This is a genomic window from Sorangium sp. So ce375 (genome assembly GCF_051473855.1).
Taxonomy (GTDB): domain Bacteria; phylum Myxococcota_A; class Polyangia; order Polyangiales; family Polyangiaceae; genus Sorangium.
In genome coordinates this window covers 6,415,220-6,428,977 of sequence record NZ_CP150335.1, presented here as the reverse complement: position 1 = coordinate 6,428,977, position 13,758 = coordinate 6,415,220, and the positions used below count along the sequence as shown (strand labels likewise).

Genomic DNA, 13,758 nt, shown 5'->3' with positions numbered 1-13,758 from the left:
CCGTTCCCGAGCGCGGGCTCCGCGCGTCTTCGTCTTCGCTTCGTGCGCAGCAGCGCGGCTCCTGCGCAGGAACCGAGGAAGAAGAGCAGCCCCTCGCGCTCGGCGTAGCGCCGCACGCAGCGGCCCTCGCGATCGTGCGAGAGAGAGCTGAAATCCCAATGTTCGTTCGTGAATCCGTCATGGTGGGCGGCCGTGCCCTCACCCTCGAGACCGGCCGCCTGGCCAAGCAGGCCCACGGGGCCGTGCTCGTCACCTACGGCGACACCATGGTGCTCGTGACCGCCGTCTCGCAGGACGAGCGGCCGGGCCTCGACTTCTTCCCCCTCACCTGCGAGTTCGTCGAGAAGACGTACGCGGCCGGCAAGATCCCCGGCGGGTTCTTCAAACGTGAGGCGCGCCAGCGCGAGGAGGAGATCCTCTCGAGCCGCCTCATGGATCGCCCCCTCCGCCCGCTCTTCCCGGAGGGCTTCAAGCGCGACACGCAGATCATCGCGACCGTCCTCTCCAGCGACAAGCAGAACAAGGCGGACGTCCTCGCCCTGACGGGCGCGAGCGCCGCGCTGCACATCTCGGACATCCCCTGGCACGGGCCGGTCGTGGGCGTGCGCGTGGGCCGGCTCGACGGCGAGTTCGTGGCGTACCCCACGGTCGCCGACATCGAGCGCTGCGACATCGACCTCGTCGTCGCCTGCTCGCGCGACGCGATCGTGATGGTCGAGGGCGGCGCCGCGGAGGCGACCGAGGCGGAGATCATCGACGCGCTGATGTTCGCGCACGAGACCGCGCAGCCGGTCATCGATCTGATCGAGAAGATGCGCGCCGCGGTGGGCAAGCCGAAGCGCGAGTTCGTCGCCCCGGCGCTGCCGGACGAGATCAAGCGGCGCGTCGCCCAGATCGTCGACGAGGACCTGAAGGCCGCGACGCGGGTGACCGACAAGAAGGCGCGCTACGACGGCTACAGCTCGCTCAAGAAGAGGCTGACCGAGACCCTGAACGCCGAGCTCGGCGCCGAGAAGCTCCTGCCGTTCCAGGGGCTCGTGAAGGCCGAGTTCGAGGAGCGCAAGGCGCACGTCGTCCGCACCTACGTGATCGAGGAGGGCCGGCGCATCGACGGCCGCGACGGCAAGAGCATCCGGCCGATCATGTGCGAGGTGGGCCTCCTGCCGCGCGTGCACGGCAGCGCCCTGTTCCAGCGCGGCGAGACGCAGGCGATCGTCACGACGACGCTCGGCACCTCGACCGACGAGCAGAAGATCGACGGCCTGATGGGGGAGACGTGGAAGCGCTTCTACCTCCACTACAACTTCCCCCCCTTCTCGACGGGCGAGACGAAGCCGCTCCGCGGCCCTGGCCGGCGCGAGATCGGCCACGGCGCGCTCGCCGAGCGCGCGCTCTCCCGGATGATCCCGGCGCCCGATCAGTTCCCGTACACGATCCGCATCGTGTCGGAGACGCTCGAGTCGAACGGCTCGTCGTCGATGGCCGCCGTCTGCGGCGGGTGTCTCTCGCTCATGGACGCGGGCGTGCCGATCAAGTCGCCCGTCGCGGGCATCGCGATGGGGCTCATCATGGAGGACCAGCGCTACGCGGTGCTCTCGGACATCCTCGGCGACGAGGATCACCTCGGCGACATGGACTTCAAGGTCTGCGGCACGGCGCGCGGCGTGACCGCGATCCAGATGGACATCAAGATCGCCGGCCTGAGCCGGCAGATCCTGATGCAAGCGCTGGATCAGGCGCGCGAGGGGCGGCTCCACATCCTGGGCAAGATGCTCGAGACGCTGCCGACCACGCGGCCCGAGCTCAGCCAGTACGCGCCGCGGATCACGACGGTGCGCGTGAAGCCCGACCAGATCCGGCTCATCATCGGACCCGGCGGCAAGACCATCAAGGGCATCGTCGACCAGACCGGGGTCGCGATCGACGTCGAGGACGACGGCACGGTGAACGTGGCGTCGGCCGACTCCGACGCGGTGAAGAGGGCGCTCGACATCATCAAGGGCCTGACGGCCGAGCCCGAGGTCGGCGCGACCTACAAGGGGACGGTCAAGCGCATCACCGACTTCGGCGCCTTCGTCGAGATCCTCCCGAACACCGATGGCCTGCTGCACATCTCGGAGATGGCCCACACGCGCGTCGAGCGCGTCGAGGACGTCGTCAAGGAGGGCGATTCGCTCGACGTCAAGGTGCTGAGCGTCGATCGTGAGGGGAAGATCCGGCTGAGCCGGCGCGAGCTGCTCCCGCTCCCGGAAGGCGAAGAGGGCGATCGGGCGCGCGAGCGGATGGCGCAGGCGCGCGACGCCGGCCCGCCGCCGCGGCGCGATGGGCCGGGCGGCGGGCGCGGCGGCGACCGCGACCGCGGATCGCGGCCCGGCATGGATCGCGACCGCGGTGGACCGCCGCGTGAGCGCCGAGAGCGCCGCTCCTAAGTCACACGTCTCGAGGCGGGGACCTCATGCCGCGCTGCGGCGCACCCCCGAGGTCCCCCGCCGCTCACTCCTCACATCCCAGAGAGCACCGATTCGCTGCGATCCGCGGCTGTGCGCGCGGATCGCAGCCGCGCGCGGGCCGTCGCGCTCCGCTGTTGCGTTGACGCGCGCGCGCGCGTGCGCCGCGCCGCGCAGCGGCTCATCGCCCGGCCGATTTGTTGGAATCCGGCGAGGTCCGCATGGCTCGTTCACAATCAGGGTAGTGTCGCGACCCCTGCTCGTGGCATGCTCCGCCCGTGCTCGTACGCAGAGCGAAAATCGTCTGTACCATTGGCCCTTCGTGTGACTCTCAAACGACGCTGGAGCAGCTCATCCGCGCCGGTATGGATGTCGCTCGACTCAACTTCTCTCACGGCTCGCATGAGGATCATGGCAAAGCAATCGCCACGGTCCGTGCGGCTGCGGAGGCCTGCGGGAAGCCTGTGGCGATCCTGCAAGACCTTTGCGGCCCGAAGATCCGAGCCGGTCGCTTCCCCGGCAACACCTTCGAGGTGGCTGACGGGGCTTCTGTTTGGCTGACCGAGGCGAACAGGGACAGCCCTGTCGCGACGCCCGGCGAGATCCCGATCCTCTATGAGGGGCTCGCGTCCGATCTGCAGCCTGGCGATGTCGTCCTGCTCGACGACGGCCGCGTCGTCGTCACCGTGACCAAGGTCGAAGGGGACCGCGTCCAGGCCGGCGTGACGCAAGGCGGACGGCTGCGCGATCGCGTCGGCGTCCACCTGCCCGCCAGGCGTGTGCGCATCTCCTCGCTGACCGACAAGGACAAGGCCGACCTCAGCTTCGGCCTTGCGCAGGGGGTCGACTACGTCGCCCTCTCGTTCGTCCGCAACGCGGACGAGGTCCGGCACGTCCGCGACATCTGCGAGGCCTGGGGTCGCCCGACGCCGATCGTCTCCAAGATCGAGACGCCCGGCGCCATCGACAACCTCGAGGCGATCATCCTCGCCTCGGACGGCGTGATGGTGGCGCGCGGCGATCTCGGCGTGGAGTTCAACCCGGAGCGCGTGCCGATCATCCAGCGCGAGATCCTCGGCCTCGCCCGCGTGCACCAGAAGCCGGTCATCGTCGCGACCGAGATGCTCCAGTCGATGGTGACCGCGACGCGCCCGACGCGCGCCGAGGCGAGCGACGTGGCGACGGCCGTCTTCGACGGCACCGACGCGGTCATGCTCTCGCAGGAGACCGCGACCGGCGCGCACCCGCCGCTCGTCGTGCGGATGATGGCCCGTATCGTGACGGAGGCCGAGCAGAGCTCGTTCTACCGTTACCTCTCGAGCGAGCAGCCCGGGCAGCGCGCCAACGTCCCCGAGGCGACCGCGCGCGCTGCCTGCGACATCGCGAAGGACATCGGCGCGAAGCTGATCGTCGCGTTCACCGAGAGCGGCCTCACCGCGCGGTACGCGTCCAAGGCGCGCCCCGTCGTGCCGATCGTCGCCTTCTCGCCGAACGATACGACGCGCCGGCGCCTCGCGCTGCTCTGGGGCGTGGTGCCGTTCCCCGTCGACGCGCTCCGGAACTCGGACGAGATGGTCGAGCGCGCCACCGGGTACCTGCTTGCGAACGGCCTCGTCTCGCCGGGCGACAAGCTCGTCACCATCTTCGGCGCTCCCGTCGGCGTCTCAGGGTCGACCAACACGATTCGGGTGAAGGTCGTTGAATGAGCCTGCCCGCCCGCGATAGGGGCTCGTCGGGCGAGCAGGAATCCCTCTCCAGATACGCGGGCGCAGAAGTCCTCCCGAAGCTCGAGAAATACGAGCTGATCGAGGAGCTAGGCCATGGCGGGATGGCCACGGTCTACCGCGCCCGCGACCCGCGGCTCCGCCGCGAGGTCGCCGTCAAGATCATCCACAAACACCTCCGGGAAAACGCCGAGGTAGGCACCCGCTTCGTCGCCGAGGCCCGCGCGGCGGCGAAGCTGCGCCACCCCGGCATCGTCGAGGTGTACGACGTCTCCAGCGAGCAGGACCGCGAGCGCTACCTCGTCGTCGAGCTGCTCCGCGGCGCCACGCTGCGCAAGATCCTGAGCGCCCACCGCGAGATGCCGGCCGAGATCGGCGCCGCGGTGGTGCTCGAGCTCTGCGACGCGCTGGAGCACGCGCACGCGTCGGGGATCATCCACCGCGACGTGAAGCCGGAGAACGTGCTCGTCGAGCTGCCGTCCGACCGCGCCGGCGAGAGCCGGGACGGCGCGAGCGTGGTCATCAAGCTCACCGACTTCGGCATCGCCAAGATCCTCGACGCCCAGGGCGTCACCTCCACGGGGCAGGTGCTCGGCTCTCCGGCGCACATGGCGCCGGAGCAGATCGAGGGGGGCGAGGTCGATGCGCGCACCGACGTCTTCGCGCTCGGTGTGCTGTTCTACGAGTGTCTCGTCGGGCACCTGCCGTTCGAGGGCAAGAACCCGGCGCAGGTGCTCCGCAAGGTGATCGAGGGGATCTACCCGGAGGCCGAGCGCGAGCGACCCGCCGTGGGCGCGCGCTGGAGCCGGATCGTCGCCGGCGCCCTCGCGCACGACATCGCGGCCCGCGCGGCGAGCCCGCGCGCGCTCGCGGATCAGATCCGGGCCGAGCTCACGGCGCTCGGCATCGCGGAGCCGCGCGCCGAGCTCGCCGCTTACTTCGCCGACCCGGCAGGTTACGCCGAGAGGCACGTCGCGCAGCTCGTCCCGCGCCTCGTGGCGCGCGCGGAGGCCGGCCGCAAGCGCGGCGATGTGCCCGGGGCAGCCGCCGATTACAACCGGGCGCTCGCGCTGGCGCCGAACGACCTCACCATCCTCAAGCGGCTCGCGAAGCTGAACGCGAGCCGCAGCAGGCAGAAGCTCGCGGTGCGCGCGCTGATCGTCGCGCTCGGGTCGGTGGCGCTCGGCCTCGCCGCGTTTGCAATCGCCCGCGCGCTCCGCGAGCCCCCGCCCGCGGACGGCGAGGCGATCGCGGCGGCCGATCCGCCGGTGCCGGCGCCCATCGACGCGCTGATCCCGTCGCCGAACCTGCGCGCGGTCGCGCCGAGCGCCACGGAGCTCGCCAGCGCGCCGCGGCCCCGGGCGCGGGCGCCGCTGCCGTCGAGCCCGCCCACGGGCACGCCGATAGGGGACGTCCCGACGGTGCGCGACGTCATCTTCCAGATCGTCCCGAGCGGCGCCAAGCTGGTGCTCGATGGCGTCGAGGTCAGCTGGTTCGGCGCGAACAAGGCCACGCCCCTCAAGATCGGAGCGCACACCGTTCACATCAGCGTGCCCAACTCGCGGTGCTGCAGGCCGTACTCGGGGGTCATCTCGGTCGTGGCGCCGACGCCCGGCGCCTCCGCGCCGCAGCGGGTCGTCCACAAGCTGGAGATCCTGCCCAGCACGGTCGTCCTGAGCGGCGCGCCGCCGAGCGCGCAGGTCGCGTGTCCGCAGATCGGCCTGATCGGCTACGCGGGTACGCCGCAGGCCGTGACCTTGAGCGACGTGTTCTGGAGCGGGAGCTGCCTCTTCACGCCCGCGACGCCGGAGGCCGCGCCGCGCGTCGGCAACGTGACGCTGGTGGCCGGCGAGCCGAACACCGTTTCCTGGCCATCCGGCTGACGGCATCGCCGTCATTGGGGCGTCCGCTCCGGAATTCTCAGCATCCCCGCCCAAACTCCGCTACATCACGGCGCACCCCTCCGCATGGCTGCGCGAACTCCAGGCAGGAGATCTCCCGGCGCTCGCTTCCCATCGGTCGGGGGCCGCCGCGCCTCGCTCGCGCCGCGGCGCCTCGCGGCGATGGCGGCGACCGCCCTCGCGCTCTGCTCCGCGGGGCCGGCGCGCGCCGACGATGTGCAGCAGTTCGAGCTCGCCAAGACGCGCTTCGACGCCGGGCACTACGAGGAGGCCGTGAGCCGCTTCGCGGCGATGCTCGACGCGGCGAACGCGCCCTGCGAGCGCGGCCCGATCGAGGCGGAAGGCAAGCCGTGCAGGATCTCCGACCCCGGCATGGTCGAGCGGGCGCGCGGCCTCGCCGCCGCGGCGCTCGTGGCGCTCAGGCGCACGAGCGAGGCCGACGCGTACATCGAGCAGATCCTCCTCGACAACCCCGTGTATTCGCCGAACCCGGCGGTGTTCCAGCCCGAGGTCATCGATCGGTTCACCGCGATCCGGGCCCGCCTCCGGGCGCGGATCGAGGAGATGACGCGGCAGAAGGCCGAGGCGCAGCGCGCGGAGCGGCTGCGGATCGAGCGGAGCCACGAGGATGAGCGCCGCTGGGTCGCCGAGATCCATCGCCTCGCCGGGCGCGAGCGCGTCGTCTCGGAGAACTCCCGCTGGACCGCGATGCTGCCCTTCGGGGTCGGGCAGTTCCAGAACGGCGACGATGGGCTCGGCTGGTTCTTCCTGGTCAGCCAGGCCGTCGCCGGCGGGACCTCGATCGTCTCGGCGCTGGCGCTGGCCAGCTACGAGAACGTCGACGTCTCGCCGAGGCCCTCGGCGCAGAGCGTCGACATCGACGCGCTGAACCGCCGTATCGGGACCGCGGCCGCCGTCAACCGCGTGGCCTTCGGCGCGTTCGCGACGCTCGTCGCGGCCGGGATCGCCCACGCGCAGATCACGTTCGTCCCGGAGAAGGTCTCCTTCCGAACGCGCCCCGTGCCGCCGCCGCCCCCGAGCTTCACCGCCGCGCCGGCGATCTCCGTGCTGCCCGGCGGCCTGTACGCGGGGCTCTCCGGCCGGTTCTGACCGGGGGCGCCGCGCGGCTCACGCCTTCTGCGCGGCGGCGATCCAGAACCCTCCGAGCTGCGCGAGCGGCGTGTCGCACAGCGCCCACTCCGCCCGGTGCAGGAGGCGCCCGAGGCCCGGCACGCGCATCGCGGCGGCGAACGGCGTCACGATGCGCACCCCGCGGGAGGCGACGACGCGCACGCCCTCCGGCATGAGGGCGGCGGCGGCGCTCGGCGCGTCGAAGCGCGTGAAGACGGCGCTCTCTCGGGTCGAGTCGCTGATGGCGCCCGCTGGACCGAGCCGCTTCACGAGCCCCCGCAGGCTGTAGGGGTTGTAGAACTCGGCGATCACGTGCCCGCCGGGCCGCACCACACGCGCCATCTCCGACAGGGCGCGGCGCACGTCCTCGACGTGCGCGAGCACCTTGAACGAGCACGCGACGTCGAAGCTCTCGTCGGCGAACGGCAGGGCGGTCGCGCTCCCCTCCACGACGTCGAGGCCGCGCTCCCGGGCGCGGGCGAGCATGCCGGGCGAGAGGTCGACCCCGCGCGAGGCGCGCGCGAACGCGCCGATCCGGGCGAGCAGGAGCCCGGTCCCGCACCCCACCTCGAGCACGTCGCGGCCCTCGCCGAAGCGGCGCACGAAGTCGACCTCGAGCGCGTCGACGAGGTCGTGGTAGCCCCCGGGATCGCGCCCCCCGCGCCGGGCCTCGTAGCGCGCAGAGAACTCGTCGTAGTAGGCCCGCGTCGCGTGCAGGCGCTCGTTGGTGCCGACCTCTTCCGTCTGGGCTCGCATGGGCCCGCTATAGTACGCCGCGCCTCGGGCGGCCCGCGCTCCTTGTGCTGCTCGCGCTGCTTGCGCCGCGCCGCGCCGCGCCGCATCTCTCCGGCGAGGTGACCCATGAAACCCGGCGACCATCCCGATTTCTTCCGCTTCGCGCCGCCCCCAGGGACCTCCCGCGAGAGCTCGATCCGGCTCGATCGCGAGGGCCGCTTCTGGCACGACGGCGCCCGGGTCGACCATCCGGCGATCGAGCGCGGGCTCCGGTCCTGGATCGGGCGGCACCCGGACGACGGCCGGCCGATCCTCACGAACGGCTACGACTGGTGCTACTTCCACGCCGACGACGCGCCGCTCTTCGTCGATGCGCTCCGGATCGGCGAGGGCGGCGCGGTCTCGCTGCTCCTGTTCGACGGCACGGAGGAGCCGCTCGATCCGGCGACGCTCTCCCTCGGCGAGGACGGCGTCGTGTACGCGCGCGCCCGGAGCGGCGCGCTCGAGGCGCGCTTCTCGCGCCATGCGCAGACGCAGCTCGCTCCGCTGCTCGTCGAGGCAGAGCCGCCCACGCTCTGCGTCGGGGGGCGCGAGGTCCGGCTGCCGCCGCGGGCCGCGCGTTAGCCCCGCGCGCCGGAGATCCCGAGAGGGCTCGCTGCCGGGCGGCGTCGCGGCGGACGCGCTCGGCTCAGTAGCGGTACTGCCAGAGCAGATCGAGCATGCCTGAGGTCGTCTCGCGCTCATCGACGCCCACCGTGCCCCGGAGCGTCCAGTGCTCGTTGAAGCGCCAGTCGATCGTGACCTCGGTCCGCGTGCCGCGCTCGCTCGCCGTCCCTCCGGGGGTCGGCCCGCTCGATCCCGTCGAGGAGCTCTGCTGCGCGCCTCCCTGGAAGGTGGCCAGCGCCGTCAGGTCGTCGTTCAGCCGGTAGACCACGCTCGTCCGGAGCGTGCCCTCCGAGGTCGTCCCGAAGCGGGTCGTCAGCCCGCGCAGCGGCGCGATGCCGCTCAGCAGCGCGTTGAACTGCGCCGCCGCGATCTCGCTGCCGACCGACGCGGCGACGCCGCCGGCCGCGAGCCCCGCGGGCGTCTCGGCGCCCGCGGCCTGCGCGCCCTCCGAGAAATCGGCGCCGAACAAGAGCCGCGCGAGGATGTCCTGCTGCGAGCTCGGCGGGCTCGAGGTGAAGCGCAGCGACCTGTCCGTGATCGGCCGGAGGTTGCCGTTGTAGGCGACGTGGATGCGCGTGCCGTCGGGCGCGTCCCAGTGCGCCGTGACGTTCAGGTGCGGGTTCGACGCCTCCTCCTCGCGCAGGCGCACGCGCCCGCCCTCGATCACGAACGCCTTGCCGTAGATCTCGAGCTCGCCCCGCGTGATCACGATGCCGCCCGACACCCGCGTGTCCTCGCCGATCACGACGCGCGGCGGCGCGTCGTCGGTGCTCGTCAAGTGCAGCCTCAGCCCCGCGCCGTCGACGAAGGCGTCGCGCACGTCGAACACCGCGGAGTAGCGGAGCGCGTCCGCAGCGCGCCGCTGCTTCTCCGGCCCGAGCGGGTGGGAGACGGAGATGTCGGGGTTCTCGTCGAGCGGCTGGACGTCGCGGCTGCTCGTCGCTGGCAGCGAGAGGCGGAGCGTGGGGACCGTCACGTACAGCGCGAGCTCGCCCGGCTTCTTCTCGGCGATGAACGACAGCGCCCCGGAGGCGGTCCCGAGCGGCACCCCCTCGAGCGTGAGCGGGAGGGCCTGGTCCTCGGCGATGGTGAGCGCGCCGGCGCCGTCGCGCAGCGTGAGCCCGGCGAGCCGGAACAGCGCCCAGCCCTGCGCCTGCCCGGTCGTGCCCGCCGCGCGGAAGCCCTCGATCCGGAGGACCCCGCCCTCGGCCGTGATGTGGGCCGCCACGTCCCGCAGCTCCTGCCCGAGCTCCGGGATGTGCACGACGCCGTCCGTGACCGCCAGCTGAGCGCGGAGATGACCATCCGCGTCGGACGGGCCGCCGAGCTCGACGCGGAGGTCGCCGTTCAGCGTCCCGTCGACCTTGCTCAGCAGCCCGCCGACCAGCGGCTGGAGCGCCGCGAGCCGGAAGCGCTCCGCGGAGATGGCGATATCCGTGCGCTCGCCGTCGAGGACCGGGATGAACCCGTCGCGGAAGCGCACGCTGGCGAAGGCGTTCGCGCGGATCTTGCCCCCGCGCCGGCCCTCGAGCGCGAGCTCGGTGACGCGGAGCTCCCCGCGCCCGTCCTTCCGCCTCGGATCGATCCGCAGCGCGAGCACGCCGCGCTCGAAGGCGAGGTCGCTCCCGAGCCTGACGCCCGGCACCGTGAGGCGCGCTCTGAGCGACGGCGCGACGTTGAGGCCGCGCATCTCGATCTCCCCGCTCACGCGGCCGGAGATGCCGCTGTCCGCGAGCAGCGGGATCTCGCCGAGCGGGACCTCGCGCAGCGTCGCGCGGAAGGCGCCGGTCCACGCCGGGGGCGGAGGCGCGCCCTTCGGCGCGCGCGCCGGGACGTCCCCGAGCAGGCGTCCGAGCGGCGCGAGCACCTCGGCGCTCACGGTCGCGATCTCGGCCGCGCCGCGCGTGACGTGCGCGTCCAGCGTGGCCTTCTCGCTGTCGTACGTGAGCCATGCGTCGAGGTCGGTGGGGAACAGCAGATCCGTCGCGCTGGAGGCGACCGGCGGCGCATAGGTGAAGCCCCACCACAGGGTGCGCGCCGTCAGGAACGGACGCGCGAGCGTGCCGCTGGCGTACGCGTCGATCTGCACCTCGCCGGCGAGCGGCGGGAGCGCCTCGCGCACGAACGAGGGCAGCGTGGCGAGCTCGTCCATCGCGCGCCGGGGGAAAGAGGCGTGCGCGGCGATGGGCGCGCGCAGGAACGACGACCACCGGGCGGCGGGCGGACCGGTGAGCGCCGCGAGATCGAGCTCGATCGCGCCGGAGACGTCGGCGAGCAGCCCGCCGTCGTACAGCGTCAGCGCGGCGTCGGCCCTGCCTGTCGCGCCGCTGAACGAGCCCTTGAGCTGCGCGTCGACGAAGCGCGACTCCCAGGCCGGGCGCTCGGCGCCCAGCCGATGGGGCCCGGCGACCGCGAGGCCGTGCGTCCGCACGAGCACGTCCTGCAGCGAGGGCAGCGGCTCGCCGGGCGCGCGCGACACCCGGAAGCTGGTCGTGAGCTTGCCGCTCACCTCGCTCACGATGTGCCCGATCGGCATGAGCTGCGCGAGGCACCCGAGGTCCCAGTCGTTCGCGGCGACCTCCGCCTTCCCGACCAGGGCGGTCCAGGTCTCCGCGCGCAGGAGGGGCCCCTCCAGCGTGCCCTCGGCGTTCGACACGCGCACGCTGGCGAGGGTGCCGGCGCATCGCGGCGGGGCGCCGCTCCACGCGCCGTCCGGCGGCTTCCCGCCGGTCGGCTGCGGCGATCTCGCGTCGATGCGCACGGACCCGTCGGCCTTCACCTGGTCGCGCTCGAAGCTCGCCGTGAGCTGCGCCGAGATGCCGGACAGGAACGCGACCTCACCCTCCGCAAGGGCGAGCCGCACGTGGCCCGAGCGACCGCCCTCGCGGTCCCGATCGAGCGCGACGTCGACCTCCGCGCGCCCTCGCACGCGGAGCGGGATCCCGAGCATCCGGGCCAGGCGGCCGACGTCGATGCCGTCGCCTCGGAGGCGCCCGGTCAGGTCATCGCCCCGCACCGCGAGCCGGCCCTTCAGCGAGCCGAGCTCGGCCGAGGCGAGATCGAGCCCCTCGACGGCGAGCCCGCCGGCCGAGGGGGTGATCGCCGTGATCTTTCCCGCGACCGCGGCGCCGTCGCGCTTCAGCTGGAGCTCGACGTCGCGGAGGGCGACGGGAGCGGAGCTCAGCCGCGCGGAGGCGCTCAGGGAGTCGTCGCCGTCGGTGACGGTCGCGCGGAGCTTCGGCGACGTGAGCGGGCCGGAGATCTGCGCGGAGACCTCGTCGAGCGTGCGGCCGCCGGCGAGCGCCTCCTTCCCGGAGAGCGAGGCGTCGATCGAGAGCGCGTCGATCGGCCCGGAGACCCGCCCCGCGACGCGCGCGCTGGCGAGCGCGACGTCCTGGCCGACCCGGAGCCCGGCGAACGCGCCTTCGACGCGCGCGTCGAGCGCTCCCTGGCGCAGGCTCCCCTCGACGCGCACGCGGCCGGCGCCGTCGACGGGCCCGGCGAGGCGCGGCGCCGCGGCGATCGCCGGGATGTCGGCCGTCGCCGCGAAGCGGAGGCCCTGGCCGCCCGGCAGGAGCGACACGGCGGCGTCGATCGGCGCGCCCGGCTCGTAGAGGTGCGCGCGCGCGTGGAGCTCGCCGCGGTCGAGCACGAGGTGGACGTCCGCCGCCGGCACGCGCTCGCCGAGCAGCACGGTGGGCTCGGTCCGCGCCTCGACGGAGAGCCGGAGCACGTCGCCCAGCTCGACGCGCACCCGGCCGTCCGCGGTGAGCACGGGCGCCGCCTCCGCCGGCTCGCCGCCGCGCTCCGGCGCGCGCTTCGGCGCGGCGGCGCGGATCCGGGCGGCTGCAGCGCGGGGCAAGGAGGGCGGGGCGTGGGTCAGGGAAGGTACGGCGCGGGGCAGGGTGGGCGCGGTTGGGGTGGGCGCCGCTCCGGTCGGGACGGGCGCCGCGCCCGTCTGCACCTGCGCTGCGCCGCTCGCCGCATCGGGCGAGAGGCGCACGCCGAAGAGCCGCAGATCGACGTCGCGCGCCTGCACCTCCGCGTCGAGCCGCGCGGGCCCCGTTACGTCGAGCCGCCCTGCGAGGGAGATGCCGCCGCCCGACGGGCCGGCAGGGTCCGCGGAGGCCGAGGCCACCACGTCGAGCTGAGGGAGATGGCCGTTCAGGTCCACGCGCGCGGAGACCGGCTCGGTCAGGGGGTGATCCGGGAGGAGGCTCCGGAGCTGCTCCGGCGTGGCGCGCGGGACGCTCGCTTGCGCCTCGAGGTGCTCCTCGTCGAGCACGGCCCGCGCGGTGATCTCGACGTCGGCGAGCCGACCGGCGAAGCTGCTCCACATCCGGACCTTGTCCCCGGCGCGAAGGTGGTAGTTCGCCGTGCCCGCGGTCCTGGCCGGCAGGAACGCGCGATCCACGAGGCCGGTCTGGTCGACGTCGACCGCGACGCCCTCCGGGCCGACGTGCACCGACCCGAAGAGCCGGCTGACGTCGGCGTCCAGCGCGCGCGGCGGAGCGAGCTGCCCGTGGACCCACCCACGTCCGATCTCGACGTGCGTCAGGGCGACGACGACGTCGCGCGCCGGCCCAGCGGGCGCAGGGGAGGGAGGGCGGCGCGGCGGCAGCGGCGTGAACGTGTCGCCGAGGGTGACGCCCCCCGCGCCGTTGTCCTGGACCAGCACGTCGGCCTGCTCGACCCGGATGTACGGGATCTCGATGCGGAGCGCGCCAGCGCCGAAGAGCGCGCCGCGGAGCATCGGGAGCACGTCGGCGCGCGCCTCGAGGCCGCTCGCGCGGATCACCTTGTTCCCCTGCGGATCGAGCGCGACCGCGGATCGGATCCGCACGCCGCTCAGGCTGAGCGCGTCGATCTCGTCAGCGACGATCCGCCCCTGGAAGAGGGAGCCGAGGAGCCGGTTCGTGGCGTCGCGGGCCACGCGGCGCGCGGCCGGCGTGTCGAGGTGGAGCGCGACACCGACGGCCGTGGCGCCGGAGAACGTCAGCGCGAGCCCGAGCGCCGCCGCGACGGTGGACGCAGCGCGGCGCACGCGTCCCGGCGCGCGCGGCGGCGAGGAGCGCCGCGCCTCGGGTGCGGGGTCGGGCGTCACGGAGGGTAGCTTAGTACGCACGGGGCGCTGCGACCGTGCTGTCGCGCGGC

7 protein-coding genes are annotated in these 13,758 nt (G+C 73.5%); 5 read left to right on the top strand and 2 right to left on the bottom strand.

Annotated elements, in window-relative coordinates; translation table 11 throughout:
- Positions 1-158 precede the first annotated feature (158 nt).
- The 4 genes from pnp to WME90_RS23770 all read left to right on the top strand — a co-directional run bounded on the left by pnp (position 159) and on the right by WME90_RS23770 (position 7,182).
- Positions 159-2,429 carry a polyribonucleotide nucleotidyltransferase gene (pnp, locus tag WME90_RS23785; protein ID WP_437283470.1) on the top strand — a complete coding sequence of 757 codons (2,271 nt, stop codon included), beginning with the start codon at positions 159-161 and terminating at the stop codon, positions 2,427-2,429.
- A 296-nt stretch (positions 2,430-2,725) separates the two neighbouring features.
- Entirely contained in the window at positions 2,726-4,153 is a 1,428-nt protein-coding gene (gene pyk / locus WME90_RS23780) for a pyruvate kinase (protein WP_437283469.1), read from the top strand.
- The gene (locus tag WME90_RS23775) at positions 4,150-6,054 is read left to right on the top strand and encodes a protein kinase domain-containing protein (protein WP_437283468.1); all 1,905 of its coding nucleotides are present in this window, start codon (positions 4,150-4,152) and stop codon (positions 6,052-6,054) included. Before pyk ends, WME90_RS23775 begins: the two co-directional genes overlap by 4 nt.
- Before the next feature lie 180 nt (positions 6,055-6,234).
- A complete protein-coding gene (locus tag WME90_RS23770) occupies positions 6,235-7,182 on the top strand; it encodes a hypothetical protein (protein WP_437283467.1) in 948 nt (315 codons plus the stop codon).
- 18 nt (positions 7,183-7,200) lie between these two features.
- On the opposite strand, the gene WME90_RS23765 is transcribed toward WME90_RS23770, so the two are convergent.
- The gene (locus WME90_RS23765) at positions 7,201-7,959 is read right to left on the bottom strand and encodes a class I SAM-dependent methyltransferase (protein ID WP_437283466.1); all 759 of its coding nucleotides are present in this window, start codon (positions 7,957-7,959) and stop codon (positions 7,201-7,203) included.
- A gap of 105 nt (positions 7,960-8,064) precedes the next feature.
- Between WME90_RS23765 and WME90_RS23760 the strand changes: the two genes are divergently transcribed.
- Positions 8,065-8,562 carry a hypothetical protein gene (locus WME90_RS23760; protein ID WP_437283465.1) on the top strand — a complete coding sequence of 166 codons (498 nt, stop codon included), beginning with the start codon at positions 8,065-8,067 and terminating at the stop codon, positions 8,560-8,562.
- 64 nt (positions 8,563-8,626) lie between these two features.
- On the opposite strand, the gene WME90_RS23755 is transcribed toward WME90_RS23760, so the two are convergent.
- Positions 8,627-13,708 (bottom strand): translocation/assembly module TamB domain-containing protein, encoded by a 5,082-nt coding sequence (locus WME90_RS23755; RefSeq protein WP_437283464.1) that lies wholly within the window; start codon positions 13,706-13,708, stop codon positions 8,627-8,629.
- Positions 13,709-13,758 lie beyond the last annotated feature (50 nt).